The following is a 25777-nucleotide window of genomic DNA, read 5'->3' as shown; positions in this document are numbered from 1 at the left end:
TCGCCTGGAAGGCTCTAACAGGCCATTTGCCACCCTTGCAGTGGGAAACGCCTGCTAAGCACCAAGCGGAATATCGACAATAACCAAAAGCTGGAAACGATTTAAAAACAGCCCTTTACAGCCGAAAGATCGCACTAGACTTCAACATGAGCGGCTAACCCCGCTCCCGGTGGGGCCTTTCTAGAACAATGAGTAGAAGCTGCCATGCGCCCTGGCCCTGCCGGTCACCTTTCGCGAGGTTTATATGGGCATTGCCGCCAGCGAGTTACGTCAGCACGTTATCCGCCCTACCCTCCTCTACTTGGGGCGTCACTCAGCCAGTGCCGAAGCCCTCTTGCTCGGTGCCGCCGCCTGCCAGTCGGCACTCGGCTCGGCCCTTGACGACCGCCGCGGCCACGGTCTCTACCGCATCGCCGCACTACGTCATCAACTGCTCTGGGATCGCCATCTGGCCCTCGATCCAGAGCTGGCCAGTCAAGTGCGTGGGCTGGCCAGCCAGCATGCTTTCCTGGCTGCGCCGCACCTCGAGCTGACGGTGAATCTGCGCTACGCCACCGCCATCGCCTGGCTGCTGGTGGAAGCCGAAAAGACGCCGCTGCCCGATGCCGACGACCTACTCGGCTTGGCCCATGTATGGCGCCAGGTGTTCCAGCCGCAGGGCCGCTTACGCGACTTTATGGAGGCCTGGCAGCACTGCATCGGCAGCTTCAGCCAGGTCGCTTAACAAGCCGCAAGCGGGTAGGCAGCGTCGTACAAGATCGCAGCAAATGCCATCATTTTGACTCAGATTGTCCGACAAAACCGCTCTAGATCGCGGTTTTTAGCGACTGGCCAGAACCTGGAAATCCTGCTAATTTTCGCGCCCCGCGATACCCCACAGGAATTCCCCGATGAAACAAGCCTGGTTCAAGACCACCCTCGCCCTGGCCATCGGCGCCGCTTCCAGCTACAGCCTGGCCGGCGGCTTTGCCCTCAACGAACAAAGCATCAGCAACATGGGCACGGCCAATGCTGGGCGCTCCTCCGCCGCCGCCGACGCCACCACCGTCTTCGGCAACCCAGCCGGCATGTCCCGCCTGAAGCGCGAACAAGTCAGCGGCGGCCTGGCCCTGCTGGACGCGAAGACCGATATCGACGATGCCAGCGGGAGCTTCGGCGGCAGCAATGACGGCGACATGGTGCCGCTCGTCGGCGTGCCCATGGGCTACTACGTCAAACCGCTGGACGACCAGTGGACCTTCGGCCTGGGCGTGTACGCCCCCTTCGGTCTGGTGACCGACTATGAAAGCGGCTTCCAGGGCCGTTACTACGGTGACCGCAGTGCAGTGCGCGTCATGACGCTGCAGCCAACCCTCAGCTACCAAATCAATGATCGACTCTCGGTCGGTTTTGGCCCGACCATCAACCGCATCGACGGCGAGCTGACTTCCGCAGTACGCAATCCTTTTGGCGGCGCTGACGGCGAAGTGAAGATCAAAGGCGACGACGTTGCCGTAGGTTTCAACGCTGGCGTGCTGTACGAGATGACAGCGCACACCCGCCTGGGCCTGACCTACCACTCGATGGTCGACTACACCCTGGAAGGTGACACCAAGGTTTCCGGTAGCGGCATCTTGGCAAGCGCCGCCGGCAAGTACGACGCCTCCCTGGCTCTGAAAACCCCGGAGTCGGTGGATCTCTCCGTGACCCATGACCTCAACGACAACTGGACTATCTACGCCGGCAGCACCTGGACGCGCTGGAGCCGCCTGCAAGACATCACCGTCGACAGCAAAGGCATCAGAGGCCCATTGGCACCTGTGTTGGGCACCATCAGCGAAGAACAGAAATGGCATGACACCTGGTCCTACGCGGTCGGCGCTGCCTACAAGCTGAACCAGCAATGGCTCCTGCGCGCCGGCCTGGCCTACGACCAGACGCCAACCAACAACGAATTCCGCTCGCCGCGCATCCCGACCGACGACCGCAAGATCCTCAGCCTCGGCGCCGCCTGGAGCCCCAACGCTGACATCAGCATCGACCTGGCCTACTCCTATCTGAAAGAAGATGACGCGGACATCAACCTGAACAGCCCTCTCAAGGGCGCCTACAGCTCCACCTACAAAAACACTGCGCACGGCTTCGGCACGCAAGTGACGTATCGTTTCTAAGCGCTTAAACACGGATTGCGCGACACTCGCGCGGCGCAAAATTGCGCCTCACTTGACCACCTGTTTGCATTGCCACTGACCCGTCATTTGCATTCCATCTGACCACGCATTTGCAAACGGGATGACCACTTCCGCGAGCCACCCGACCGGCTCAAAACGGCCCAAAGCCGACGCCCGAACATGTATACGAAACCAGGGGCGATTCAGTCTGTCGGTACGGTGACGAGGCTTCGATTAACTTTGCTCGGACTCATGGCGGCTAGTTAGCCTGCCGTCTAACACAGCCACGTAAGGAGGTGCCTGCTCTTCACTCATAGCTTGTAGCCGATCTGCCGCAACAAGTTCTTCCGCCACAGGATGTCGTCGTCGCCTTCGATGTCATTGGTACAGAAGCCATCCACCACACCAAGGACACCTCGCCCCTGTTCCGTCTCAGCGAGAATCACTTCAGTTGGATTGGCTGTTGCGCAGAAAATGCGGCATACCTCTGGGACCATTTTGACTGCGTTCAACACGTTCAGCGGATAGAAGCCCTCCCCAAGGAAAATGATGAAGCAATGGCCGGCGGCAATGGCTTTCGCATTCTTCTGGGCAAGTTCGATCATGGCGGTATCGGTGCCAGACCATCGCACCAGGCATTTGCCAGAGGCTTCACAAAAGGCCACGCCAAACTTGATGCCTGGCACGGCAGCAGCCAGCGCTTCGTGGATGTCTTCGACGGACTTGATGAAGTGCGTCTGACCAAAAATAAAGTTCGTCGCTTCCGGCTTATCGATTTTCACAGTGATGAGTTGCATCTCAAACTTCTCCTTTCCCGATGTTGCTTAACTGTGCGGAAATCATGAAGTGCTATCACAGGGCTCGAATCAGACTGAATCGCCCCAACTTCGATAGACACAAATGACCGTCCGTATATGGACTCCTCCTCACCTCGGCATCTTGAGTGCCAGACTGAAGGTGCGAACCGCAGTTAACAGTGAGGAGGAGTCCATCCCATTGCTTCTGGACGATCTCTGCCTGTCACGCGACTCACAGACATGATGATCTAGTCGGATGCAAACAGGTGGTCAGATGGAATGCAAACGCCTGGTCAAGTCCATGCAATTGCCCGATCAGGACTGCGGGGGTTTCTCGTCGTGATTCAAATCCAGCACGGTAGTCGCCGGAGCGATTGGCGGCGCTGGCGGCTCCTGGCTGGCCAGCGGTTCGGCAACCGGCAGCGGCTTAGCCTGCTTGCCACGCAACCGATTGAACAACCAGATGCCACCGCCAATCACAATGAACCAGAACTTCTTCAGCAGCAGCAACCCCGCCGCCAACAGACCCACCTTAGCCGCCACCTTGCCAGCAATCAGCGCACCCAGGCCGTAAGCGGCGACCTTGTCCAACTCCGGATTGAAGTCGGCGTAGCGGTTGCCGTCGTTGAATTCGGTCATGGCCAACACGCCCGGCAGGTTCTGCTCGATAGCGGCCAGTTGCTGCATGTCGGCGACAAAGTTGAGCACCAGCACGCCCTTACGACCGAGCACGCGGATGTTGTAGTTGAGGGTATTGGTCTCAGCCTCGCCGAACTTCAGCTCCTTGGCCCAGTAGAGCTTTTTACCTTCGGCGTCGTAATGCGGCTTGGCGGCCCAGCCGATCAGGGCAACCGGCTCGTAGCCCTGTTCACTGCGCCACTTATTGTTGGCGAGCGAGTCTTCCTGCATGCCTTTGAGCATTTCGTCGTAGTCGATGTCCGCGGCGTCCTCATCGGAGACGTAGCCGTTCTCCTCGTATTCTATGGTCACCGCCCACGACCCACCCGCCAGTGGGGAAATTCCGGCGGGCAAGATCATGCCCAACGGCAGCGGATCACTCGGCGGATTCCCCCAGGCTTCGGTCAGTACCCGCTCGGCATCTGCGCTATTAAGGAAGACAAATTGCTCCGGCAGATCCAGGGTCGCCAGGTTGGCGCCGATGACGACCTTACCTGTCTGCGGATGCAGACCCGCAACGAACTGCTCGTCCGTCACGGCCGGATCTTGTTCGGTGGCACTCTCGGCGGCCAGCTCGGAGGCGACCTCGTCCTGCACCTGCGCGGCAGTTTCTTCGGCGGCTTGGCTGGCGAGGGCATAGGGGATGGCTGCGGCCAATAGGCCCGCCAGGATCAGTTCCTTGATCGACATCGGTAACTCCATGGCAGGGGGATAAAGCACTAAAGAACCTTAGCAGATCCGGTAACTGTCAGCCGGCAGAATTCCGCCAATCGCTAACCACTGACGCGGCCTGCAGAGCGCCGCCGACATCAGGGTTGCGAGGCGATGGCCTGCTCCACCGCGGCACGCAAATCTTCGTTATCCGGCTTGGTCAAGCTGGAGAAACTGGCGATCACCTTGCCCTGACGATCGACGACATATTTGTAGAAGTTCCAGCGCGGCGCGCTGCTCTGCTGCGCCAGGTCTTTGAACAGCGGGATGGCTTGAGCACCGGTGACCCGCTGTGGCTCGGTCATGGCAAAGGTGACGCCGTAATTGACGTAACAGACCTTGGCGGTCTCGGTGGAGTCGGCGGCTTCCTGCTTGAAGTCGTCTGAAGGTACGCCGAGCACTTCCAGGCCCTGATCCTGATAACGCTTATACAGGGCTTCCAGCCCCTTGAACTGCGGGGCAAAACCGCAATGGCTGGCGGTATTGACCACCAGCAAGGGCTTGCCGGCAAAGCGCTGACAGAGGTCGATGCTGTCCTTGGCCCGCAGCTTTGGCAGCTCGCCCTGCAACAATCGCGGGCACTCGGCAGCCAACAGCGGGCCGGCCAGCGCGGCAAGCAACAGTGGAAAGACAAACATACGCAAGGTCATGGCTTACATCCTGAAAGGGCGAACTGGCGAGCAACGCTACTCGCCCTCTCCCGCCACGGCAATCGGCCGCACGTAACGCATTGGGCGGGCACCTAACAGGCACCCATGCCCAGTTGCAGCAAGGCCAGCCCGCCACGCTGCCAACCCCACCAGATCAACGCCAGCACGATCAGCCCGCCAGCGAGTCCCAGCGACCAACCTAGCGAGCCTTTCATGCCGCACTCGCCTCAGTCTGCAAGCGCGCCACCGGCTGCTCGCGCACCGGCCAGTTGAGCGCCGCCGCGAGCAGGCTGAGGAGAATCGCAATCTGCCAGACCAGGTCATAACTGCCGGTACGGTCATACAGATAACCGCCCAGCCAGCCGCCGAGAAAGGCGCCCAACTGGTGGAAGAGGAAGACGATGCCGCCGAGCATCGACAAGTTACGCACGCCAAACAGCGTCGCCACCGTGCCATTGGTCAGCGGCACGGTGGACAGCCACAGCAACCCCATCGCGATGCCAAAGGCGTAGGCACTCCAGACGCTCAATGGCGCCAGGATAAACCAGGCAATCACCAGCGCCCGCGCCAGGTATAGCGCGGTGAGCAGGCGCGGTTTCGACATCCGCCCGCCGAGCCAGCCGGCGCAGTAAGTGCCGAACACATTGAACAACCCGACCAGCGCCAACACCGTGGTGCCCACCTGCGCCGGCAGATGTTGATCGACCAGGTAGGCCGGCAGGTGCACCCCGATAAACACCACCTGGAAACCGCAGACGAAAAAGCCCAGTGCCAGCAGCCAGAAACCGGAATGGCCGGTGGCCTCATGCAACGCCTCCCGCAAGGTCTGCTCATGGCCCAGCAGCGGCAACGGCCGATCACGCAGCATGCCCACCAGCGGCACGATCAGCGCGACCAGTGCGCCCAGGGCCAGCAGCGCCGCCGACCAGCCCAACCAACCGATCAAACCCAGCGTGCCCGGCAGCATGGCGAATTGGCCAAAAGAACCCGCGGCACTGGCGATCCCCATGGCCATGCTGCGTTTCTCGGCCGGCACCGCACGGCCGACTACCCCGAGCAGTACCGAAAACGAGGTGCCGGACAGGCCAATCCCGATCAGTAGACCGGCACTCAGCGATAGCGACCAGGGCGAGTCTGCCAGCCCCATCAACACCAGCCCGGCGGCATATAGAACGCCGCCGACCAGGACCACCCGCGACGCACCGAAGCGGTCGGCCAGCGCACCGGTGAACGGCTGCGCCAGGCCCCAGATCAGGTTCTGCAACGCGATGGCGAAGGCAAACACCTCACGCCCCCAGCCGAATTCCGCACTCATCGGCGCGAGGAATAGGCCAAAGCCATGACGGATGCCCAGCGACAACGCCAGAATCAACGCCGCGCCGACTAGAATCCCTACACTTGCCCGCCAGCTCGTCGACATCACCCTCTCCAAATACAGGTATATACCCGCTTAGTTTCGCAAAAAATCAATCGATGCTTTCCAGATCATCCAACAGCATCAGCAGCGCTTCGCGCTTTCCCTCGCCCAGGCGCTGGGCCAGATCCGCCTGGGCCTTCTTCCAGGCCACCAGCGCCAGGGCGATACGTTCGCGCCCGGCCGCGCTGAGTTGCACCAGGCGACTACGGTGATCCTCACCTTCGCCGAGCACAATCAGACCTTCAGCTTGCAACACCTTGAGGTTTCGCCCCAGGGTGCTGCGATCCAGGCCCATGGCCACGGCCAGCACGGAAATGCTCGGCTGATCCAAGCGCTGCAAATGGCTCAACAGGGAATACTGCGCAACGTTCAAGCCGATATCGCGCAGGGCATCGTCGTAGAGTCTGCTCACGCTGCGAGTGGCGCGGCGCAGTTTGGTGCAAAGGCAGTGGGTCATCAGCATGATTGCATGTATATACCCGCAATCTACAACAGGTCAAGCCTAAACAGCTTGACCGTCGACTCAGGTTGGCGCCCAGCCGTGCGCCAGGGCCAGGCTGAGCAGCACCGCGCATTCCACCAACTCGACCATAGCGCCGGCAGTATCGCCGGTGGTGCCGCCAAGCCGGGCGATCATCCGCCGCCGCAGCCAGGCAAACAGCAGCAAGGCGCAAGCCAGCGCCAGCAGCCCCGCCCAGCCCAACAGCAGTATGGCCAGGCCATGTGCGCCGAGCACCCACGGCAGCGTCTGCCGCGGCAAATGCTCGGCCAGCGCCTGCCCCAGACCGCCGATACGCACATAGGGCGTGCTGAGAAACAGCAGCGGTAGCAGCGCCCGAGCCAGCCAGGGTGCCAGCAGCAACGCCGGCTCCTGGCCCTGTTCGAGCAGCGCCACCAGGGCGGCGAACTTGAGCAACAGCAGCAGCACCAGCGTGACCACCGCGACCGGCCCACTGCGCGGATCTTTCATGATCGTCAGGGTGCGTTCTCGATCACCCAGGCCGCCGAGCCAGGCATCGGCGGTGTCCGCCAGACCGTCTAGGTGCAGCGCACCAGTCAAGATCACCCAGGCCGCCAACAACACGGCCGCGTGCAACAGCAGCGGAGCGCCGCCGAGCAGCACGCTCAAGCCCCAGAGCAACGCGCCCAGCAACAACCCCACGGCCGGATACCAGAGCAACGAGCGCCCCAGCTGTTCCGATGTCGGCATGCCGGCCAGGCGGATCGGCAGACAGGTAAGAAATTGCAGGGCGATCAAGAGTGGCTGAATCGACATGGCTTAGCGCTCGCTCAGCGCGAAGGGAGTCGCGACGCTCAGCTGGAACAAAGCGCCATGCCCGACCTCCACCTGCAACAACTGCTCACGCGGCAGACCGCGCGCCTGGGCCAGCAGCAGCCGCATCACGCCGCCATGGGTCACCAGCAGCAGGCGCTGACCGGTGAAACGGGCGGCCAGCCGCTCGGTGGCGGCCAGCACGCGCGCGGCGAACTGCAGCACGGGTTCGCCCGCGGGTGGCGTGAAGGCGTAGGGATCGGCCCAGAACAACCCGAGTTCCTCGGCCTGCGTCTCCATCAATGCCGCCGCGCTGCGGCCTTCCCAGGCGCCGAAATGCAGCTCGCACAGATCGTTTTCCAGCAGCAGCGCCACGCCCTGCTGCTCCGCCAATTCGCGGGCGAAGGCGGCACAGCGTTGCAGCGGCGAGCTGACGATCAGATCCCAAGGCCCGGCGTCAGCGACCGCCGCGCGCATCTGCGCCCAGCCGCTGGCGGTCAACGCGTCGTCCAGGCTGCCGCGAAAGCCGCCGCCCAGCTCGGTTTCACCGTGGCGCAGCAGATCCAGCTGCAAGCTCATGCCGGCCTATCCGCCACGGCGGCTTCGGCGAAGGTCGCCATGTCGCCGTGCAGACGGCAGGCCAGTTGCACCAGCGGCACCGCCAAAGCCGCCCCGCTGCCCTCGCCCAGGCGCAAGCCGAGCTGCAACAACGGCTGCGCCTGCAGGGCTTGCAGCACCGCCTGATGCCCCGGCTCGGCGCCGCGATGGGCGAACAGCAACCATTGCCGGCAAGCGGGATTGATGCGCACCGCGAGCAGGGCCGCCACGCTGCAGATGAAACCATCCACCAGCACCGCCAAACCCTGCTGGGCGCAGGCCAGGTAGGCGCCGACCAGCGCGGCGATTTCAAAACCACCGAGGTGCTGCAACAGCGCTAGCGGCTCGCCCAGATGGGCCTGATGCAGCGCCAGCGCGCGCTCGATCACCGCGGTTTTATGCGCAACGCCAGCCGCATCCAAGCCGGTGCCGGGGCCGACCATCAGGCGCGCCGGGCAGCCCAACAAGGCGCAGGCCAGGGCGCTGGCCGAGCTGGTGTTGCCAATCCCCATCTCGCCACCGATATACAGCTCGGCGCCGACAGCCTGGGCCCGCCGCACGCTATCACGGCCGGCCTCCAGGGCGATCAAGGCTTGTGCCCGAGTCATCGCCGGGCCCCGGGCAAAATTCTGCGTACCGGCGCCAAGCTGCAAATGTCGCACATTCGGCAAGGGCTCCAGCGGCACCGCGGTGCCCAGGTCGATGACCTCCAGGGCGGCGCCCAACTGCCGCGCCAGCACGCTGATGGCCGCGCCGCCGGTCACGAAGTTGCGCAGCATCTGCCCGGTGACCGCTTGCGGATAGGCCGAAACACCCTCGGCCACCACGCCGTGATCGGCGGCGAAAATCGCGATCCACAGGCTATCAACCCTGGGCCGCTCGCGCCCCTGCATGCCGGCCAGGTCAATCGCCACCTGCTCCAGTTGGCCGAGGGAACCGGCCGGCTTGGTCAATTGCTGCTGGCGCGCCAGAGCCTTGGTGCTGGCGATAGCATCCAGCGGCTGACAGGGTGCAGCCCACCAGGACAGACTCATAACGGCACTCCTTTGAGAATCATGGGTAAACCGGCCACGCTGAAAATCACCCGTTGGCAGCGCTCGGCCAGGGCCTGATGCAGCCAGCCCGCTTCATCGACATAACGGCGGGTCAGTTCGCCCAGCGGCACCACACCGAGGCCGGTCTCATTGCTGACCAGGATGATCCGCCCCGGCAGTTGCTCGATACCGTTCAGCAGCGCCTCACGCTCGGCCGCCAGCCGCGCCGGCTCATCCAGCATCAGCAGATTGGTCAGCCAGAGCGTCAGGCAGTCGACCAGCAGACACCGGTCCTCGGCGGCGTTTTCCGCCAACACGCGGGCCAGTGCCAGCGGCTCCTCGATCAGCCCCCAGTGCAACGGGCGACGTTCGCGGTGGTGCCGGATACGCGCACTCATCTCGCCGTCATGGGCTTGCGAGGTGGCGATATAGGTCACAGGCCCGCCGCTCTCTGCCGCCAGGCGCTCGGCCAAACGACTCTTGCCGGAGCGCGCGCCGCCCAAAATAAGTTCAATCATGTAGAGACCTTAGCTACAGCTCACAGAGTTCGCGCAACCGCGCACAGTCCAGATGTTTCTCGACCAGATCGGCCAGCCGCTCGAGATCGCGCTCGCGCAGGGCGTGGTAATCGACCGGCTGCACGTCGCGCAAGCCGGCCCAGCGCAGCAAGGCACTGCAGGCTGCCGGCGTTTCGAACAGGCCGTGCAGGTAGGTGCCGAGAATCTGCCCGTCCACACTCTGCGCGCCATCGTTGCGGCCATCGGTCAGGCGCACCGCGGCAAGATCCAGCGCCGGCCCGCTAGTGACGCCGGCATGGATTTCGTAACCGCTCATCGGCGCATCCTCCAGGCACAAATGGCCCTGGACATTGCGCAGCTGTTTTTCCGCGGCCAGCACGGTGTCGAACTCCAGCAGGCCGAAACCCGGGCTGGAGCCCGCCGCGCCTTCCAGCCCGAGCGGGTCGTGCAGATTGCGGCCGAGCATCTGCAAGCCGCCGCAAATCCCCAGCAGTTTGCCGCCATAGCGCAGATGCCGTTGCAGCGTCTCTTCCCAGCCGTTGGCACGCAGAAACACCAGATCGGCTCGCACGCTTTTCGAACCGGGCAGGATGATCAGATCCGCCGCCGGAATCGGCTGCCCCGGCGCAACGAACTGCAAATCGACCTGCGGATGCAGGCGCAGCGGGTCGAAGTCGGTGTGGTTGCTGATCCGCGGCAGCACCGGCACCACCACCTTCAGCACCCGCTCGGCCTTGGGCGTCTGGCGGCGGTCGATGGCGTCTTCGGCTTCCAGATGCAGATCGCCGAGGTACGGCAGCACGCCGAGCACCGGCTTGCCGGTCCGCTGTTCGAGCCAGTCGAGGCCCGGTTGCAGCAGGCTCAAGGCACCGCGAAAACGATTGATGACGAAACCCTGGACCCGTGCCTGCTCGCTTGCGGACAGCAGCTCCAGGGTGCCGACCAGGTGCGCGAATACGCCACCCCGGTCGATATCGGCAATCAGGATCACCGGGCAATCCACCGCTTCGGCGAAGCCCATATTGGCGATGTCGCCAGCCCGCAGGTTGATCTCCGCCGGCGAGCCGGCGCCCTCCACCATTACCACCTGGTAAGCGTCACTCAGGCGTCGATGAGATTGCAGCACCGCCTGCAGCGCGACCTTTTTGTAGTCGTGATAGGCCGCCGCCTCCATGCTGCTGATGGCGCGGCCATGGATGATCACCTGCGCGCCCGTGTCGCTGTTGGGCTTCAGCAGCACCGGGTTCATATCGGTGTGCGGCGCCAGACCACAAGCCTGTGCCTGCACCGCCTGGGCGCGACCTATTTCGCCGCCGTCGGCCGTCACCGCGCTGTTGAGCGCCATATTCTGCGGCTTGAACGGCACCACCACGACGCCCTGGCGTTGCAACCAGCGACACAGCGCGGCGACCAGGGTGCTTTTACCGGCATCCGAGGTCGTGCCCTGGACCATTAAGGTACTCATGCAAACTCCTGCCGATAGGCCTGCAACGCTTGCTCGAGGCGGGCCCAGCCCGCTTCATCCGCCGGCAGGCCAAAACGCAGGCTGCTGCTTTGCACTTTTTCTACAAACTGCTGCACGAACAGCCTGACGAGGATGCCGCGCCGGCCGAGGAAGTCCTGCAACGCCTGCGCCTCGGCGCTCGGCAGCCATTGGAACAACGCACAACCACCGACAGGTGCAAAGCCATGGCGCCCGAGCAACCCGGCCAGACGCTCGCTGGCCTGGGCCGAGCGCTGACGCTGCAGCAGATGCCCGTCGCCATCGCGCAGGCAGGCTGCACCGAGCACCCGGGTCGGGCCATTGATAGTCCAGGGCCCGAGCTGTTCGGCGAGCGCCTGCAACAGTTCGTTTGGCGCCAGGACGAAACCAAGCCGGGCACCGGCCAGGCCGAAGAACTTGCCGAACGAGCGCAGCACGATCAGTCCATCTCGGCCGCTGCTGGCCGCCAGACTATGTTCCGGCGTGTTGTCCATAAAGGCCTCGTCGACCACCAACCAGCCACCCCGGCGGGCCAATCGCGCATGCCAGTCGAGCAGTTGCGTCCGTTCGATCAGCCGCCCGGTTGGATTGTTCGGATTGACCAGCACCAGCACGTCGAGTCCATCGACCCCCTCCAGATCCAGGAGCAGGTCCACCTCATCCTCGCCGAGCTCAAGGACGCTATGCCCGCCCTTGCGCCAGGCCTCGGCATGCTCGGCGTAACAGGGCGACAGCACGCCGACTTTGCCAGCGCGACGCAGGCGCGGCAGCATCTGGATCGCGGCTTGCGAGCCGGCCACCGGCAACAGCTGGGCGGCTCCATAATAGGCGCGGGCGGCGGCTTCCAGGCCGTCTTCGGTTTCCGGCAAACGGGCCCAGGCACGCAGCGGAATCGCCGGCACCGGCCAGGGCCAGGGCGCGATGCCGGTGGAGAGATCGAGCCAGTCGGCCTCGGCAATCCCGTACTGGCGCGCCGCCAGTTGCAAACGCCCGCCGTGTTCAAGCATAGAGCCGGCCTCCTACCAGCAAGATCAGCAGCCAGAGCAGCACCCCTCGGCGCACCAGGCTGACCGCCCGCTCGATAGTCTCCGCGCCGGCTGCCGGCCCTTCGCCCAGGCGCGGGCGCTGGTGCAACTCACCGTGGTAAACCGCCGGCCCGCCGAGTGCCACACCGAGCGCACCAGCACCGGCAGCCATCACCGGGCCGGCGTTGGGGCTGTCCCAGGTCGGCGCCTGAGTGCGCCAGCAGTGCAGTGCCAGCCGGGTTTTGCCGAGCAGGGCGTAAGTCAGCGCCACCAGCCGCGCGGGGAGGTAATTGAGTACGTCATCGATCCGCGCGGCGGCCCAGCCGAAGCGCTCGAAGCGCGCGTTGCGATAGCCCCACATGGCGTCCAGGGTATTGCTCAGGCGGTACAGCACCACGCCCGGCGCGCCGAGCAGCACGAACCAGAACAACGCGGCGTAGACCGCATCGCTGCCGTTCTCCAGCACCGATTCGGTGGCGGCGCGGGCGACGGCCTGGTGATCCAGCTCGGCGGTCTGCCGGCTGACCAGGTAACCGACGCGTTCGCGCGCCTGCGGCAGATCATCCTCGCGCAGCGCCCGGGCCACCGGCTCGGCATGCTCGGCCAGGCTCTTCAGGCCGATGGCCGCATACAGCGCCAGGACCTCGACCAGCCAGCCGACAGTGGGCAGCAGGCTCAACAGATAGGCCATCAGCGTCAGCGGCAATACCGCCAGCACCCAGGCCGTGACCCCATGGCTGCGCCAGCCGCGACCGATCTCCTGGTGATGCGGATCACCTTCTGCCGAAGGGGGCGCGAAGGGTCGGTTAAAGCGCCTCTCAAGTGCGTCAGCCAGGCGCCCAAAGGCCACCAGCGGGTGCCAGCGTTTCGGCTCACCCAACACGGCATCCAGCGCCACGCCGGCCACAGTCATCAGGGCGATGCTCATGCCCGCTCACCCCGCTGCCGCTCTTCCCACTGATTGTCGAACACCAGTTCGGCCAGCGGCCGGGGTGTGGCCCAGCCTTCCTGCTGCAACATCGGTACCGGGTAAAACTCCGGCACCGGGCCCAGGCAGAGCACCGCCACCGGTTTCGCCCCGGCCGGTAAATGGAGCAGCGCGGCCAGGGCCTCGGGGTCGAACAAGGACACCCAGCCCAGGCCCAGACCTTCCGCGCGAGCGGCGAGCCAGAGGTTCTGAATCGCGCAGGCGAGCGACGCCAGGTCCATTTCCGGCAAGGTGCGGCGACCGAACACATGCGCCTCGCGGCCGTCCATCAGGGCCATCACCAGCAACTCGGCGCAGTCGCGTATACCCTCGACCTTGAGCCGCATGAATTCATCCGAGCGCTGCTGCAAGGCCTCGGCCGTGCGCACCCGCTCCTCTTCCACCAGGCCATGAATAGCCTCACGCAAGCCTGGCCGGGTGATGCGGATAAACCGCCAAGGCTGCATCAAGCCGACGCTCGGCGCCTGATGCGCCGCCTCCAGCAGACGCGCCAGCAGTTCAGGCGCGACCTGGCCGCCACTGAAATGGCGCATGTCGCGGCGTTCGGCAATCGCGCGGTACACCGCCGCGCGCTCGGCTTCGCTGAACGCGTGCTGGCTCATGCAGTTGACTCGCTCATGGTAGGAACAGGGCCGCAGCCGCCTGGGGATTGGACGGCAGATAAAGGTGGATATAGGAAGCGGTCAGCCGGCCGATCCGGTAAACCGCCTCGGCCGTGCGCTTATAAGTCGGGCAGACGCCACGGGCCAGCGGCTCCAGGGCGCAGTCCAGCTCCGAATAGTGGTAGGTGTGGCCACGCAGGCGCCCTTCCGGCAATTCGATTTCCTGCAACGCCAGCGCCTTCAGGCGTTTGTGCATCAGCGCCTGGCCGGGCAGCAGACCGAGCAGCTCGCCACGCTCACCGTCTTTATCGGTCAGCGCCTTGAGCAGGTAGAGCATGCCGCCACACTCGGCGTGGATCGGTTTGCCGGCGGCGTGATGGGCATGAATCGCCGCGCTCATCGGCTGATTGGCCGCCAGCTGTTGCAGGTGCAGCTCGGGGTAGCCGCCGGGCAGATAGAGGCTGTCTACCTCGGGTATCTCGGCATCCTGCAGCGGCGAAAACTGAATCAGCTCGGCACCCAACTGGCGCAGCAGATCGAGGTTAGCCTGGTAGATAAAGGCGAACGAGGTGTCCCGCGCGACGCCGATGCGCACGCCGGCCAATAACGGCTCGATGGGCTGGCTCTCAAACAGCTCGGGCGCGGCAAAACTCACCGGCGCCGGCAAGCCGACGTCGGCACTCGCGGCCAGGGCATCGGCGGCGGCATCCAGACGGGCGTCCAGATCGGCCAGTTCTTCGGCCTGCACCAGCCCCAGGTGCCGGCTCGGTAGTTCGATCGCGGCGCTACGCGGCAAGGCGCCGTACCAATGAATGTGCTTGGGCAGGCAGTCACGCAATATCTCGCCATGGCGGATGCTGCCGGTGCGGTTGGCCAGCACCCCGGAGAACGGCAGATCGGCCTGGAAGGTGGCCATGCCGTGGGCCATGGCACCAAAGGTCTGGGCCATGCCGGAGCCGTCGATCAGCGCCATCACCGGCACGCCGAAATGCCGCGCCAGATCGGCGGCGGACGGTGTGCCATCGAACAGGCCCATGACCCCTTCGATCAGAATCAAGTCGGCCTCACCAGCGGCTTCCCAGAGCAGGCGACGGCTTTCCACCGCGCCGACCATCCACAGGTCGAGCTGATAGACCGGCGCGGCGCTGGCGCGGGCGAGGATCATCGGGTCGAGAAAGTCCGGCCCGCACTTGAACACCCGCACCCGCTTGCCCTGGCGCGTATGCAGCCGCGCCAGGGCGGCGGTGACGGTGGTCTTGCCCTGGCCGGAAGCCGGCGCGGCGATCAACAGGGCCGGGCATTGGCGTGCGGAGCTCATGCGCTCAAACCTCGTCCGTAGGGTGCATTCGACCGCAGGGCAATGCACCGCATGGCCTCCGGATGGTGGATTGCCGCGTTGCGGCGAATCCACCCTACTAAAGCCAGGCGCCTCAAAACTCCACCCCTTTCTGCGCCTTCACGCCGGACTTGAACGCATGCTTGAGCATGCCCATTTCGGTCACGGTGTCTGCCGCCTCGATCAAGCCGGGCGGCGCACCACGGCCGGTGGCGACCACGTGCTGCAACAGCGGGCGACCACCGATATCGGCCAGCACGGTGTCCAACGGCAAATAGCCATGCTTGAGCGCGATATTCAGCTCATCCAGCACCACCAGGCCGATCTCGGGGTCATTCAACAACTGCTTGGCCACCGCCCAGGCGGCGACGGCCTTGTCGATATCGCGCTGGCGATCCTGGGTGTCCCAGGTGTAACCCTCACCCATCACGTGGTAGCTGACTTCCTCGGGGAAGCGGCGGAAGAATCGCTCTTCGCCAGTGCTCGCCGCGCCTTTGATGAACTGCACCACGCCGACCTTCATGCCATGTCCCAACGCGCGGGCGACCATACCGAAGGCCGAGCTGCTTTTGCCTTTGCCATTGCCGGTGTGCACCAGCAACAGACCGTATTGGTCTTGCGCCTGGGCGATCTTTTCGTCGACCAGGGCCTTCTTGCGCTCCATCCGGGCCTTGTGGCGGGCGTCTCTTTCTGCTGACTCGCTCATCGTTTCACCTCAGAACCTTGCTGCACGTTGGAGGCTGCCCAAACACCGCTGGAAGCGCGAAAAGGGTGTAGAGACAGACTAGTCAGGAAAGAATGCCGCCCGGGACACGGCGGACAAAGTCTCGCCACCGCCGAACCAATAGCTGGCACCAGAAAGGACTTACTCATCGAGACAGGATCTCCACCACTCTCGCCCACAGGACTCAGGCTGGGTAAAGCTTGCGGAGAACAGCGGACGCACAGGCCGCAGCGCAGCCTACACGCCAGACAACGCCCTCCGCGATGCCGTGGACTGCGACAGGCCGGTCTCCGGGCTTACGAGCGGAACACCTTCGAGATGAGGCGTTCGCAAAACCGCACCTTCCCGTGCAGGGCACAGTGGCTAAAAGCGGCTTCTTGACTCGTCTACCGTTGCGGGGGCAGCGCCGGAATAGTTTTGCCTGACTGCTCATTAAATGAACAACTGCAAGAACGCACCGGCTTCCCTGTTTCACCCCGCCGGCACTAAGCCTGGGGGCACCTGAAGCAAGGCAGGCAGGTTAGAGGGTTGGCGGTGGAGCGTCAACGCGGCACTAAGGGTGAATATGGCCAGCTTGCAGCTGAACTCGGCATAGGTGCCGCCAAGCAGCGCACTTTGCCCGGCCGGTGGTGGCGGCCAAAGGCCTTATCCAGTCTTCAAATGCTCTGGCTAGGTGCCGGTGAAGTGTTGAGCTGGCCCGCTGGGTCTTGCACTTTTCCAATGCTCGCCTTGCAACAGCTAACTCAGACATAGCCAAACGAAAAGGCCGGACCCCATGGGTTCCGGCCTTTCGATTTGGTGGACCGAAGGAGGATCGAACTCCCGACCTCCACGTTGCGAACGTGGCGCTCTCCCAGCTGAGCTATCGGCCCTAAGACGGGCTGAATATAGCTCACCGGCTGCAGACTGGCGCTGGCAGGCGGACGCGGTCAAGCCTGTTCGAGTGAATCGTTGGAAAAAGCTGTTGGGGCGAACTCATGCGCCCAGGCCCTGCACAGCTGTCAGTGTTTACGGCAGAGGGTCAGACCATCGCCGATGGGCAGCAGAGACAAATCCAGGCGTTGGTCGTTTTTCAGGCGCCGGTTGAGGGCTTGGATAGCGCGGGTGTCGGCGCTGTCGGGCGCCTGTTCCAGGACTCGCCCACTCCACAGGGTGTTATCGAACAGGATCAAAGCGCCCGGCCGGGCCAGCACCAGGGCATGCTCCAGGTAAACCGGGTAGTTGGCCTTGTCGGCGTCGATAAAGATCAGATCGAAGGTTCCGCTCTGCCCTTCTCGCTCCAGCAGACCAAGGGTCTCCAGCGCCGGCGCCAGACGCAGGTCGATGCGTTCGTGCACTCCCGCCTGCTGCCAGTAGCGACGGGCGATGGCGTTGTAGTCGCCGGGCAGGTCGCAGCAAATCAGTTGGCCATCTTCCGGCATGGCGCTGGCCATACAGAGGGCGCTGTAGCCGGTGAAGGTGCCGATTTCCAGCAGGCGTTTGGCACCGATTAGCTTGACCAGCAGCGCCATGAATTGACCCTGCTCCGGGGCGATCTGCCAGCGCGCCATGGGCAAGGCTTGAGTTTCCTCGCGCAGGCACTTGAGCAGCGGCGTTTCACGCAGGGAGACCTCGAGCAGGTAGTTATACAGCGCGTCGTCGAGGTTCAGGGTACGGCCGGTCATGCGGCACTCCTATGTAAATGGGCGTGGGTAGATAGGCGCGTGCAGATCAGGGCGTGCGGGCGAGACGGGCCGGATTGAGCACCCGCTTGGCCTCCAGGTAGCTCTTCTGCCAGTAGGCAGTCGCCAGGCTATCCAAGCGCACGGTGCCGCCACTGGAGGGCGCGTGAACGAAACGCCCTTCCCCGACGTAAATACCCGCGTGGCTGACCTGACCGCCGCCATTGGTGGCGAAGAACAGCAGATCGCCGGTCTGCAACGCGTCACGCCGCACGCTCGGCGCACGCATGCCGATCATCTCGCGGGTTGAGCGCGGCAAGGCGATGCCGGCTGCATCCCGGTAGACGTAGCCGATCAGGCCGCTGCAATCGAAGCCGCTGTCTGGGGTATTGCCGCCGTAACGGTAAGGCGTGCCGACCAGCCCCAAGGCGCGCAACAGCACATCATCGGCGGCGCCACTGTGCTCGGTGGTGAAAACGCTTTCCGGAGGGGCGGTGTTGCTCGCGCAGGCAGTCAGCAGCGCGGCGAGTACGAGTAGGGCGAGACGGGCCGTGGCGGGCATAAGCGAGGCGGCTCTGATTCTTAGTGCGCTCTACTCTGCCGCGAGGTACGAGCGCGCGCAAGCTTTGCGCTTGCGCGCGCTGAACTCAATGGAGATTAAGGGTGCAGCGGATTGTGGCTAACCGAAGCCAGCGCCAAGGCGCGCTTGGCCTCGATGAAGGTACGGCTCCAGTATTTATCATCCAGGCTGTCCACCCGCACACCGCCGCTGCGGCTGCTGGAAGAATGGATGAACTGATCATCGCCGAGGTAGATGCCGGCGTGGCTGACCCGGCCACGGCCGTTGGTGCTGAAGAACAACAGATCGCCAGGCTCCAGCTCGGTACGCTCCACCAGCGGTGCATCGAGGTTGATCATTTCGCGGGTGGAGCGCGGCAGGCTCATACCGGCTTCTTCTTTGAACAGGTAACCGATAAAGCCGCTGCAATCGAAACCGGAAGACACCGAACTACCGCCGAAACGGTAGCGGGTGCCTACCAGCGACAGGCCGTGAGCCAGGATGCTGTCGGCAAAGGTCGGCAATTCGTAGGGTTTGTCTTGGGCGAAGTCCGGCAGCGGCTCGACAGTTTGCTCATCGGCAATCGGCTGGGGAGCTTCGGCGACCTGCGACTTCGGCGAGTAGCCGGCGCAAGCAACCAGGAAGACTGAGAGTGCGAGGGGCACGAGGGGTGCGAAGCGCTTTAGCATGGGCACGGCCGTGTCGAATTTTATGAAGCCGCGACTATGCCTTCCACAACCCTCACTTGCAAATTTAATTAGCCGGAATGTGACCCAGTAACTCCGGCAACACATCTAAGGCCCTACCCCGTAAATGCACATCCACCAGCCGGCTGAGGTCGCTGTGCATCGGGTTGATTTCGGCGGTGAAGCCGCCTGCGTGGCGGGTGCGCACGACCGGCTCGACTATATAGGGGAAGCTCGCCGTGGTCCCCACCGCCAGCACCACGTCGAAGCCTTTGCGCAGCTCGGCATAGAGCGTGTCGATGGCCAGCTCCGGCAGCAGTTCCTCGAACAGCACCACCGGCGGGCGCAGGATGCCACCGCACTGCGGGCATTTTGGCGGCAGCGGACGCTGTAGATGCTCTGCCAATTCAGCGCTCTCGGCGCCACAGGATTGGCAGAACAGCGGCGCCAGTTCGCCATGAATCTCGATCAGCCGCTCCACCGGACTACCCGCCGCGCGGTGGTAGCCGTCGATATTCTGCGTCAGCACCCAGCAGCCAGATTTGCGCCGTTGCAGTTCGGCGATAGCGTAATGACCGGCATTCGGTTTGGCTCCCAGGCAGGCCTTGCCCAGTTCGGCGAGGTATTTCCAGCACAGGGCAGGATCGCGTTGCAGCATCGGCCCAGAGAGCGCCGTCTCGATCGGCAGCCCTTCTTCGGTCACGCCGTTATACAAGCCGCCGAGACCGCGATAGGTCGGCAAGCCGGAGTCCGCGGAAAGGCCCGCACCGCTGATGATCAGGATGCGTTCGGCGCGCCGAAGCGCCTGAGCGACTCGCTGAATTGCAGTATCCATCGGGGCCTCCCTCACCCTCTAAGGGCGAATACCGAGTCTCGCGATCAATGATTGACCGTATGCGCCAACATCACCGAAAGCTGACACAGGGGCCGGCCGCTTTGGGCGTGCCACTGATTGAACGCGGCTTGCACGGCGGCAAGCTCCTTCAGGCTGGTGGGAGTCTTTTCGATGATCTCCTGCGCCTTCAGGGCCGCGACCATATCGTCAGTCGGAATGAAGGTGTCTTTGCCAACCATGCGCAGCAAGCGTGGCGCCGACAGCCCGCCGAGCTGGCCGCCATGTTTGGCCAGGTACTTCCACAGGCCGACGATATCGGTCACCGGCCAATCGGCGATCAGCGCGCCGAAACTGCCCTGCTGCTTCGCCACATCGAGGACAAACTGCGCGTTACGCGGCACGCTTTTCAGCTTGCCAAGGTGACGGATCAGCCGCGCGTCCTGCATCAGCCGCTCCAGATGCTCGCCGCCCATCAGCACGACTTTCTCGGGAGCGAAGCCGAAGAAAACCTCCTCGAAGGCCGGCCACTTGGCATCCACCAAGCTGTGTTTGAGGCCGGCGCGAAAGACCCGCAGGGCGATCAACGACAGGTAACGGTCATCAGCGATCTGGCGCAACTCGGCCGCCGACTTGGGGGTCGGCAGCCTGGCTTCCAACGCCGCCTTGGAGCCAAAGCGGTTGAGGCAATACTCATTGAGCCATTTATAGTCGCGCATGGGCTGCCCTGGCAGGGTTAATGCCGAGAATCACAGATTCATCACATCGACAAAGCGCGGTGTGGCGTTTTCATCGATGCGCAAACTGGTGAAGTCGAACAGATTGCGGTCGGCCAGCTGTGAGGGCATCACATTCTGCAGGGCGCGGAACATGATCTCGGTGCGGCCGGGCGTCTTGCGCTCCCACTCCAGCAGCATCTCCTTGACCACCTTGCGCTGCAGGTTCTCCTGCGAGCCGCAGAGGTTGCAGGGGATGATCGGGAACGCTTTGAGCTCGGAGTAGGCCTCGATGTCCTTCTCGCTGCAGTAGGCCAGCGGCCGAATCACCACGTTGCGCCCGTCGTCGGCACGCAGTTTCGGCGGCATGGCCTTGAGCGTGCCGCCGTAGAACATGTTGAGGAAGAAGGTCTCGAGAATGTCGTCGCGGTGGTGGCCGAGCGCCATTTTGGTCGCACCGATTTCATCGGCAAAGGTATAGAGGGTGCCACGGCGCAGACGGGAGCAGAGCGAGCAGGTGGTTTTGCCTTCCGGAATTTTTTCCATCACCACCGAATAGGTGTCTTTTTCGACTATGTGATAGTCGACGCCGAGGGCCTTGAGGTACTCCGGCAACACGTGCTCGGGGAAGCCCGGCTGCTTCTGATCCATATTGACCGCGACGATCTCGAACTTGATCGGCGCGACCTTCTGCAGATGCAGCAGGACGTCGAGCATGGTGTAGCTGTCCTTGCCGCCGGACAGGCAGACCATGACCTTGTCGCCGTCTTCGATCATGTTGAAGTCGGTAACGGCCTCGCCAGCCAGGCGGCGCAAGCGTTTCTGCAGTTTGCTTTGATTAACCGAAAGAGTGCCCATGGTGCGCTGAAGTCCGGGGGTTTACGAAAAGGGGTGGCGAAAACCGGCTATTTTACGCAGAAAGCGCCAATAGCCCTACCCTACTTGTCTTCAGGGCTGCGTCTTCAGGGCTGGTTGAGATTCCAGTCATAGCGATAGCGGGGTTTGCCGGTAAAGGCTTGCAACTGCTGCGCCAAGGCTGGGTTAGCGTAATGGATGAGGTGCGCGCGCAACCCCTCCTCGCCACCGAAGTCCTGCGGATACCAGTCATAAATCCTCGACAGCACCCATTTGCCGTCCTCAAAAGCCACCCCCCGCGGGTGGTTGATATAGGCCCGCGCACCCGCCTCCAGCAGGCGCTCGCTGTTCTGCGCGCTATAGGTCTCGGCCGCCAGATTGGGACAGCCGAGGCTGGCGCAATTGAGTGCGTAGTGCAGACGCGGGTCGCGCCAGAGCGGACGAAGAATGCGATGTTCGATGTCGTTGAGACTGAGCTTATAGCCGGCGACCTCGGTGACGGCCTTATCCCAGGGGCCGAACTGATACCAGGCGCCGAGACTGGTAATCGAATCCACCGGATAATTCTTGAGCACCTGCTGCACGATCAGCGCGTTATACAGATTGAGCCAATAGGCCAACTGCTCGGCACGGGTAAATTGCCGCGGATCGAGGGCGCTCAGTTGCTCGACGTACACATCCAGCAGGCGGCGATGGCGGCGATCCACATGGGCGTAGTCGAAACGCGCAATGCCACTCGGATGCTGGCTGTTCAGGTAGCGCGTCAGCAATTCCTGCCAGGCGCTGTGGTCGATATGCGCGGCGCGGCTTTCGTTGCTGACATCCCACACCGCCCAGCGCTCGGCCGCCGGCGCAGCGCTCACAGAACCCGCGAGCAGGATCAGAAAAATAGCGGTCAGCTGGCGCAACAGGCGCATAAACATCCTCCGACTCATGCAGGTGGGACAAGGCGGCACTCCAGTGAGTTCCGCCCACAAACCCGCGCGGCCGCTGTGCTAGGCTCGGTCGATGAACTCCGAACTGAATCCCGCCCTCGACCTTGCCGAACAGTTGCTCGAACTGCTGCGCGAGGCACCCGATGGTTGCAGCGAATATCTGCTGATCCAACGGCTCAAAGCGCGTCACTCGACACATATCCCGCACCTGGCACTGACCGACAAGCTGGTGCTGTTTCGCACCCACTTTCTGCTGTTCAACGCGCTCTACCAACTGCGCGAACGACTCTGGAATGAGCGAACCGCGCACCTGCTGATCAGCCCGTTGTGCGTGCAGTTACAACCCTATCAAGCGGGTAGCTCGGCACTCAGCGAACAGGATCCGCTGCGTGACTACTATCTGGATCTGCAACACCTGCGGGAAACCAGCGAAGACGACGTGGAGAAGCTGCTGACCAGCTTCTGGAAGCGCATGCAGGGCGGGGACGAAAAACGCGCCGCCTTGGAGTTGTTCGAGCTGGAGGAATCGAACGAGCCACTCAACCTCGGCGTTATCAAGCGCCGCTACCGACAACTGGTAAGCCAGCATCACCCGGATCGCGGCGGCAGCACGACGCGCCTGCAGTCGATCAACCTGGCGATGGAAATACTAGAGCGCTATTACAGCTGATATTTAGAGACGAATTTGCTCTAAACCCATGCCCCACGCGCCTTCCAGGCCAAGCCTATACTGCGACATACGGTCGCATAGGTTCGGCCCTGCACCCGGTGGCGCTACTCACGCGCGCCGGGCGCTACGCTGGGGGGCGACCGCTATAACAAGAGGAGGTGTTTGGCATGATCCATCACGTTTGGGGGCTCTTCACGCATCCTGATCAAGAGTGGCAAGAAATTCGTGGCGAAGAGGAAAGTATCAGCCACATGTATCTCACCCACGTCCTGATTCTCGCGGCTATTCCGGCTATTTCGGCTTATATCGGTACCACCCAGGTTGGCTGGACAGTCGGCGGCGGCGCACCCGTTATGCTGACCGAAGGCAGTGCCCTGTGGATGACGCTCATGACCTACCTGGCCATGCTCGCCGGCGTTGCGGTGATGGGCGCTTTTATCAACTGGATGGCCCGGACTTACGACGCCAGCCCAAGTATGGCGCAATGTGTCGTGTTCGCCGCGTACACCGCCACGCCACTGTTTATCGGTGGTCTTGCGGCGCTCTACCCTAGCCTCTGGCTCGCCATGTTCGTCGGCACGGCGGCGGTCTGCTACACGGCCTACCTACTCTATGTCGGCATCCCGGCCTTTATGAACATCCCCAAGGACGAAGGCTTCATGTTCTCCAGCTCGGTGCTGGCGGTCGGCCTGGTGGTGCTGGTGGCGATGATCGCGATGTCGGTGATCTTCTGGGGCCTCGGCGTTGGACCTGTCTACACCAGTTAAGAATCTTTCATTCATTAAGCAGACCCGAAACCGCCGTTTGGCGGTTTCGTCATTTTAGGGCTGCTGGCCGCGACGCGCTTGGGCATAATTCCGCCTGCATTTGGAGGACCCGATGCCCGAACAGCTCAATGCTCGTGTCGAAGCTTGTTACCAGCAGGCCGAGGCTTTTTTCAAGCGCCGCTTTACCCGCCCCGTGGTCAGCCTCAAGTTACGGGGGCAAAAAGCCGGAGTGGCGCACCTGGACGAAAACCTGCTGCGCTTCAACCCGCAACTGTACCGCGAAAACAGCGAAGACTTCCTCAAGCAAACCGTGGCCCACGAAGTCGCGCATATGATCGCGCGCGAGATGTTCGGCTCACGCATCCAACCCCATGGCGAGGAGTGGCAATTGATCATGCGCGGGGTCTACGAGCTGCCGCCCAATCGCTGTCACGCCTACGCCATCAAACGCCGCACCGCGACCCGCTACCTCTACAACTGCCGGTGCCCGGATCACGACTTCCCCTTCTCCGCGCAACGGCATGCACTGGTCAGCAAGGGCCGTCGCTATTTCTGCCGGCGTTGCCGGGCGACCTTGGTATTCAGCGGACAGCAGCGCCAGGAATAGGCGTACTGCCTTCGGCGAGTAACGCCCTACGCTCGTAGAGCAGCCTGCCATCACCGAGTAACGCCACGTAGGGCGGCCTCGGCGCGCAGCGCCAGCCCGCCAGCCCACTAGCGCCTGCGACGAGTAGCGCCCTAGCCGATTACCTTCGCCGCTCTCAACTCGGCGATCTGCTCGGCGGCATAACCCAGGCCACGCAGTACTTCTCCGGTATGCGCGCCTAACGGCGAGCCGATATGCCGTGGTGCCGGCAGGCCACCCGAGAACTTGATCGGACAGGCGATCTGCTTTTGCGGCGAATTACCGCCACGTGGCACTTCGGTGACCAGGTCGCGGGCTTTCAACTGCGGATGTTCGAGCGCTTCGGCCAGGCTCAGCATCGGTTCGACGCAGGCATCCAGAGCCGCGAAACGCTCGCTCCACTCGGCAAAGTCACGCTTCTCGAATTCAAGCTGGATCTCGCGTTTGAGCGCGCGCTGTTCTTCCGGTTTCGGCGACAAACCAAGCGCCGCCAGTTCCGGGCGGCCAAGGCCTACGCAGAACTGCTGCATGAACTGCGGTTCCAGGCTGCCGACCGAGAACCAGCGGCCATCGCGGGTGCGGTAGTAGTCGTAGAAGCTGCCGCCGTTGAGTGCCTGGCTCTCCATCTTCGGCTCCTCGCCGCAGGCCAGGTAACCGGCGCCGGCCATCGCATGCAGGCTGAAGACGCAGTCGGTCATGCTGACATCGACATACTGACCCTCACCGCTCTGCTGGCGCTGGATGACCGCCGCCAGCAGGCCCATCACGCCGTGGAAGGAACCCCCGGCAATGTCCGCCGCCTGGATGCCCAAGGGCAATGGCCCGGTATCGCGGCGCCCGGTCTGGTCGGCGATACCGGACAGGGCCAGGTAGTTGATGTCATGCCCGGCGCGGTCCTTGTAGGGGCCGGTCTGGCCGTAGCCGGTGATCGACACGTAGATCAGCCTGGGATTGATGGCCCTGAGCGCCGCATAACCCACCCCGAGCTTATCCATCACCCCTGGACGGAATTGTTCGAGGACGATGTCGTACTCGCCCAGCAACTGCTTGACCACCTCGACCGCTTCCGGCCGTTTCAGATCGAGGGCAATGCTGCGTTTGTTGCGGTTGAGGTAGGCATGGCTGGCCGAGATTCCGCCATCATGGGGCGGCAGTACGCGGAGCAAATCCATCCGCGTCGGCGACTCGACGCGCAGCACCTCGGCGCCCATGTCGGCCAGCAGCAACGAGGCGAAGGGCCCCGGCAGCAGGGTGGAGAAATCGAGAATCTTCAGTGAGGACAACGGGCCTTTCATGGCGGCTCCTGAGCAAAATAGCGGGGTCTCCTCCGGCACCTCTTGGTGCCAGTTCTGGCTTTGCTGGGTTTCGCCAAAATCGGCCCTACCCAGCCTACGGTTGCTCCCCATGTAATGGCCGGTCACCCGACAACCCGGCATTCCCGCGCAGGCGGGAATCCAATAAACAGCAGAGCGGATGCTGGGTTATGGC

29 protein-coding genes, 1 tRNA gene and 1 riboswitch are annotated in these 25777 nt (G+C 63.2%); of the genes, 5 read left to right on the top strand and 25 right to left on the bottom strand.

All coding sequences use genetic code 11. The features are described from left to right. Window positions 1–244 precede the first annotated feature (244 nt). Together FFS12_RS01400 and FFS12_RS01395 are read left to right on the top strand one after the other, a co-directional pair. Window positions 245–724, top strand: a complete 480-nt coding sequence (locus FFS12_RS01400) for a hypothetical protein (protein ID WP_137885203.1) — start codon at window positions 245–247, stop codon at window positions 722–724. Window positions 725–890: 166 nt separating this feature from the next. After that, window positions 891–2150, top strand: a complete 1260-nt coding sequence (locus FFS12_RS01395; protein ID WP_137885202.1) for an OmpP1/FadL family transporter — start codon at window positions 891–893, stop codon at window positions 2148–2150. A gap of 311 nt (window positions 2151–2461) precedes the next feature. Here FFS12_RS01395 and FFS12_RS01390 read toward each other — a convergent pair whose 3' ends face one another. From FFS12_RS01390 to FFS12_RS01280, 24 genes are all read right to left on the bottom strand, one after another. Further along, a complete protein-coding gene (locus FFS12_RS01390) occupies window positions 2462–2947 on the bottom strand; it encodes an adenosine-specific kinase (protein WP_137885201.1) in 486 nt (161 codons plus the stop codon). Between the two features lie 315 nt (window positions 2948–3262). After that, window positions 3263–4315 carry a DUF2167 domain-containing protein gene (locus FFS12_RS01385; protein WP_137885200.1) on the bottom strand — a complete coding sequence of 351 codons (1053 nt, stop codon included), beginning with the start codon at window positions 4313–4315 and terminating at the stop codon, window positions 3263–3265. A 119-nt stretch (window positions 4316–4434) separates the two neighbouring features. Beyond that, window positions 4435–4986 carry a glutathione peroxidase gene (locus tag FFS12_RS01380; RefSeq protein WP_137885199.1) on the bottom strand — a complete coding sequence of 184 codons (552 nt, stop codon included), beginning with the start codon at window positions 4984–4986 and terminating at the stop codon, window positions 4435–4437. 92 nt (window positions 4987–5078) lie between these two features. Then, entirely contained in the window at window positions 5079–5201 is a 123-nt protein-coding gene (locus FFS12_RS20070) for a hypothetical protein (protein ID WP_256657242.1), read from the bottom strand. Beyond that, window positions 5198–6406, bottom strand: a complete 1209-nt coding sequence (locus FFS12_RS01375; RefSeq protein WP_137885198.1) for an MFS transporter — start codon at window positions 6404–6406, stop codon at window positions 5198–5200. Before FFS12_RS01375 ends, FFS12_RS20070 begins: the two co-directional genes overlap by 4 nt. Window positions 6407–6452: 46 nt before the next feature. After that, on the bottom strand, window positions 6453–6866 hold the full coding sequence (locus FFS12_RS01370; protein ID WP_137885197.1) for a MarR family winged helix-turn-helix transcriptional regulator: 414 nt from the start codon (window positions 6864–6866) through the stop codon (window positions 6453–6455). 60 nt (window positions 6867–6926) lie between these two features. Then, a complete protein-coding gene (locus tag FFS12_RS01365; protein WP_137885816.1) occupies window positions 6927–7673 on the bottom strand; it encodes an adenosylcobinamide-GDP ribazoletransferase in 747 nt (248 codons plus the stop codon). 9 nt (window positions 7674–7682) lie between these two features. Beyond that, the gene (cobC, locus tag FFS12_RS01360) at window positions 7683–8255 is read right to left on the bottom strand and encodes an alpha-ribazole phosphatase family protein (protein WP_137885196.1); all 573 of its coding nucleotides are present in this window, start codon (window positions 8253–8255) and stop codon (window positions 7683–7685) included. Continuing rightward, window positions 8252–9307 carry a nicotinate-nucleotide--dimethylbenzimidazole phosphoribosyltransferase gene (cobT, locus tag FFS12_RS01355; RefSeq protein WP_137885195.1) on the bottom strand — a complete coding sequence of 352 codons (1056 nt, stop codon included), beginning with the start codon at window positions 9305–9307 and terminating at the stop codon, window positions 8252–8254. The genes cobC and cobT overlap by 4 nt, the downstream gene beginning before the upstream one ends. After that, window positions 9304–9825, bottom strand: coding sequence for a bifunctional adenosylcobinamide kinase/adenosylcobinamide-phosphate guanylyltransferase (cobU, locus tag FFS12_RS01350; protein WP_137885194.1), 522 nt, complete (start codon window positions 9823–9825; stop codon window positions 9304–9306). The genes cobT and cobU overlap by 4 nt, the downstream gene beginning before the upstream one ends. A gap of 13 nt (window positions 9826–9838) precedes the next feature. Further along, the gene (locus FFS12_RS01345) at window positions 9839–11290 is read right to left on the bottom strand and encodes a cobyric acid synthase (protein ID WP_137885193.1); all 1452 of its coding nucleotides are present in this window, start codon (window positions 11288–11290) and stop codon (window positions 9839–9841) included. Continuing rightward, entirely contained in the window at window positions 11287–12315 is a 1029-nt protein-coding gene (gene cobD, locus FFS12_RS01340) for a threonine-phosphate decarboxylase CobD (protein ID WP_137885192.1), read from the bottom strand. The genes FFS12_RS01345 and cobD overlap by 4 nt, the downstream gene beginning before the upstream one ends. After that, the gene (cbiB, locus tag FFS12_RS01335) at window positions 12308–13261 is read right to left on the bottom strand and encodes an adenosylcobinamide-phosphate synthase CbiB (protein WP_137885191.1); all 954 of its coding nucleotides are present in this window, start codon (window positions 13259–13261) and stop codon (window positions 12308–12310) included. Before cbiB ends, cobD begins: the two co-directional genes overlap by 8 nt. Beyond that, complete coding sequence (bluB, locus tag FFS12_RS01330) at window positions 13258–13923, bottom strand: 5,6-dimethylbenzimidazole synthase (RefSeq protein WP_137885190.1); 666 nt, start codon at window positions 13921–13923, stop codon at window positions 13258–13260. Before bluB ends, cbiB begins: the two co-directional genes overlap by 4 nt. Before the next feature lie 13 nt (window positions 13924–13936). Next, entirely contained in the window at window positions 13937–15241 is a 1305-nt protein-coding gene (locus FFS12_RS01325) for a cobyrinate a,c-diamide synthase (protein ID WP_137885189.1), read from the bottom strand. 112 nt (window positions 15242–15353) lie between these two features. Next, window positions 15354–15965 (bottom strand): cob(I)yrinic acid a,c-diamide adenosyltransferase, encoded by a 612-nt coding sequence (gene cobO / locus FFS12_RS01320; RefSeq protein WP_137885188.1) that lies wholly within the window; start codon window positions 15963–15965, stop codon window positions 15354–15356. A gap of 281 nt (window positions 15966–16246) precedes the next feature. Then, a riboswitch (cobalamin riboswitch) is annotated at window positions 16247–16503 on the bottom strand. Window positions 16504–16779: 276 nt separating this feature from the next. Continuing rightward, window positions 16780–16855 (bottom strand) — tRNA-Ala (locus FFS12_RS01315). Between the two features lie 129 nt (window positions 16856–16984). Next, complete coding sequence (locus FFS12_RS01310; RefSeq protein ID WP_137885187.1) at window positions 16985–17647, bottom strand: O-methyltransferase; 663 nt, start codon at window positions 17645–17647, stop codon at window positions 16985–16987. A 46-nt stretch (window positions 17648–17693) separates the two neighbouring features. Continuing rightward, on the bottom strand, window positions 17694–18206 hold the full coding sequence (locus FFS12_RS01305) for a C40 family peptidase (RefSeq protein ID WP_137885186.1): 513 nt from the start codon (window positions 18204–18206) through the stop codon (window positions 17694–17696). A gap of 95 nt (window positions 18207–18301) precedes the next feature. Then, the gene (locus tag FFS12_RS01300; protein WP_137885185.1) at window positions 18302–18892 is read right to left on the bottom strand and encodes a C40 family peptidase; all 591 of its coding nucleotides are present in this window, start codon (window positions 18890–18892) and stop codon (window positions 18302–18304) included. A gap of 64 nt (window positions 18893–18956) precedes the next feature. Next, window positions 18957–19724: an NAD-dependent deacylase gene (locus FFS12_RS01295; RefSeq protein ID WP_137885184.1), complete on the bottom strand. Its 768-nt coding sequence runs from the start codon at window positions 19722–19724 to the stop codon at window positions 18957–18959. Window positions 19725–19768: 44 nt separating this feature from the next. Continuing rightward, window positions 19769–20440 (bottom strand): DNA-3-methyladenine glycosylase I, encoded by a 672-nt coding sequence (locus FFS12_RS01290; RefSeq protein ID WP_137885183.1) that lies wholly within the window; start codon window positions 20438–20440, stop codon window positions 19769–19771. A 30-nt stretch (window positions 20441–20470) separates the two neighbouring features. Next, window positions 20471–21295, bottom strand: coding sequence for a tRNA 2-thiocytidine(32) synthetase TtcA (gene ttcA / locus FFS12_RS01285; protein WP_137885182.1), 825 nt, complete (start codon window positions 21293–21295; stop codon window positions 20471–20473). A gap of 104 nt (window positions 21296–21399) precedes the next feature. Next, a complete protein-coding gene (locus tag FFS12_RS01280) occupies window positions 21400–22209 on the bottom strand; it encodes a DUF547 domain-containing protein (RefSeq protein ID WP_218568603.1) in 810 nt (269 codons plus the stop codon). 91 nt (window positions 22210–22300) lie between these two features. Here FFS12_RS01280 and FFS12_RS01275 point away from each other — a divergent pair, with 91 nt between their 5' ends. The 3 genes from FFS12_RS01275 (at window position 22301) to FFS12_RS01265 (ending at window position 24271) form a co-directional block, all read left to right on the top strand. Next, on the top strand, window positions 22301–22897 hold the full coding sequence (locus FFS12_RS01275) for a DNA-J related domain-containing protein (RefSeq protein ID WP_137885181.1): 597 nt from the start codon (window positions 22301–22303) through the stop codon (window positions 22895–22897). Between the two features lie 167 nt (window positions 22898–23064). Then, window positions 23065–23664, top strand: a complete 600-nt coding sequence (locus FFS12_RS01270) for a Yip1 family protein (RefSeq protein WP_137885180.1) — start codon at window positions 23065–23067, stop codon at window positions 23662–23664. A 112-nt stretch (window positions 23665–23776) separates the two neighbouring features. Continuing rightward, a complete protein-coding gene (locus FFS12_RS01265) occupies window positions 23777–24271 on the top strand; it encodes a SprT family zinc-dependent metalloprotease (protein ID WP_137885179.1) in 495 nt (164 codons plus the stop codon). A 131-nt stretch (window positions 24272–24402) separates the two neighbouring features. On the opposite strand, the gene FFS12_RS01260 is transcribed toward FFS12_RS01265, so the two are convergent. After that, window positions 24403–25584, bottom strand: coding sequence for a CaiB/BaiF CoA-transferase family protein (locus FFS12_RS01260; RefSeq protein WP_137885178.1), 1182 nt, complete (start codon window positions 25582–25584; stop codon window positions 24403–24405). Between the last annotated feature and the right edge of the window lie 193 nt (window positions 25585–25777).

It is taken from the genome of Pseudomonas sp. 2FE, assembly GCF_005503735.1.
Classification (GTDB): domain Bacteria; phylum Pseudomonadota; class Gammaproteobacteria; order Pseudomonadales; family Pseudomonadaceae; genus Aquipseudomonas.
This window is presented reverse-complemented; position numbering and strand designations above follow the sequence as displayed.

Bases quoted from the DNA above. Each gene is read 5' to 3' on its own strand.
- bluB (WP_137885190.1), bottom strand. From the start codon at position 13,923: ATGAGCCAGCACGCGTTCAGCGAAGCCGAGCGCGCGGCGGTGTACCGC.
- cobO (WP_137885188.1), bottom strand. From the start codon at position 15,965: ATGAGCGAGTCAGCAGAAAGAGACGCCCGCCACAAGGCCCGGATGGAG.
- FFS12_RS01270 (WP_137885180.1), top strand. From the start codon at position 23,065: ATGATCCATCACGTTTGGGGGCTCTTCACGCATCCTGATCAAGAGTGG.
- FFS12_RS01390 (WP_137885201.1), bottom strand. From the start codon at position 2,947: ATGCAACTCATCACTGTGAAAATCGATAAGCCGGAAGCGACGAACTTT.
- cbiB (WP_137885191.1), bottom strand. From the start codon at position 13,261: ATGAGCATCGCCCTGATGACTGTGGCCGGCGTGGCGCTGGATGCCGTG.
- FFS12_RS01375 (WP_137885198.1), bottom strand. From the start codon at position 6,406: ATGTCGACGAGCTGGCGGGCAAGTGTAGGGATTCTAGTCGGCGCGGCG.
- FFS12_RS01345 (WP_137885193.1), bottom strand. From the start codon at position 11,290: ATGAGTACCTTAATGGTCCAGGGCACGACCTCGGATGCCGGTAAAAGC.
- FFS12_RS01305 (WP_137885186.1), bottom strand. From the start codon at position 18,206: ATGCCCGCCACGGCCCGTCTCGCCCTACTCGTACTCGCCGCGCTGCTG.
- FFS12_RS01280 (WP_218568603.1), bottom strand. From the start codon at position 22,209: ATGCGCCTGTTGCGCCAGCTGACCGCTATTTTTCTGATCCTGCTCGCG.
- cobT (WP_137885195.1), bottom strand. From the start codon at position 9,307: ATGAGTCTGTCCTGGTGGGCTGCACCCTGTCAGCCGCTGGATGCTATC.
- cobC (WP_137885196.1), bottom strand. From the start codon at position 8,255: ATGAGCTTGCAGCTGGATCTGCTGCGCCACGGTGAAACCGAGCTGGGC.
- FFS12_RS01265 (WP_137885179.1), top strand. From the start codon at position 23,777: ATGCCCGAACAGCTCAATGCTCGTGTCGAAGCTTGTTACCAGCAGGCC.
- FFS12_RS20070 (WP_256657242.1), bottom strand. From the start codon at position 5,201: ATGAAAGGCTCGCTAGGTTGGTCGCTGGGACTCGCTGGCGGGCTGATC.
- FFS12_RS01370 (WP_137885197.1), bottom strand. From the start codon at position 6,866: ATGCTGATGACCCACTGCCTTTGCACCAAACTGCGCCGCGCCACTCGC.
- FFS12_RS01385 (WP_137885200.1), bottom strand. From the start codon at position 4,315: ATGTCGATCAAGGAACTGATCCTGGCGGGCCTATTGGCCGCAGCCATC.
- FFS12_RS01310 (WP_137885187.1), bottom strand. From the start codon at position 17,647: ATGACCGGCCGTACCCTGAACCTCGACGACGCGCTGTATAACTACCTG.
- FFS12_RS01400 (WP_137885203.1), top strand. From the start codon at position 245: ATGGGCATTGCCGCCAGCGAGTTACGTCAGCACGTTATCCGCCCTACC.
- FFS12_RS01275 (WP_137885181.1), top strand. From the start codon at position 22,301: ATGAACTCCGAACTGAATCCCGCCCTCGACCTTGCCGAACAGTTGCTC.
- FFS12_RS01260 (WP_137885178.1), bottom strand. From the start codon at position 25,584: ATGAAAGGCCCGTTGTCCTCACTGAAGATTCTCGATTTCTCCACCCTG.
- FFS12_RS01325 (WP_137885189.1), bottom strand. From the start codon at position 15,241: ATGAGCTCCGCACGCCAATGCCCGGCCCTGTTGATCGCCGCGCCGGCT.
- FFS12_RS01380 (WP_137885199.1), bottom strand. From the start codon at position 4,986: ATGACCTTGCGTATGTTTGTCTTTCCACTGTTGCTTGCCGCGCTGGCC.
- FFS12_RS01395 (WP_137885202.1), top strand. From the start codon at position 891: ATGAAACAAGCCTGGTTCAAGACCACCCTCGCCCTGGCCATCGGCGCC.
- ttcA (WP_137885182.1), bottom strand. From the start codon at position 21,295: ATGGGCACTCTTTCGGTTAATCAAAGCAAACTGCAGAAACGCTTGCGC.
- FFS12_RS01295 (WP_137885184.1), bottom strand. From the start codon at position 19,724: ATGGATACTGCAATTCAGCGAGTCGCTCAGGCGCTTCGGCGCGCCGAA.
- cobU (WP_137885194.1), bottom strand. From the start codon at position 9,825: ATGATTGAACTTATTTTGGGCGGCGCGCGCTCCGGCAAGAGTCGTTTG.
- FFS12_RS01290 (WP_137885183.1), bottom strand. From the start codon at position 20,440: ATGCGCGACTATAAATGGCTCAATGAGTATTGCCTCAACCGCTTTGGC.
- cobD (WP_137885192.1), bottom strand. From the start codon at position 12,315: ATGCTTGAACACGGCGGGCGTTTGCAACTGGCGGCGCGCCAGTACGGG.
- FFS12_RS01300 (WP_137885185.1), bottom strand. From the start codon at position 18,892: ATGCTAAAGCGCTTCGCACCCCTCGTGCCCCTCGCACTCTCAGTCTTC.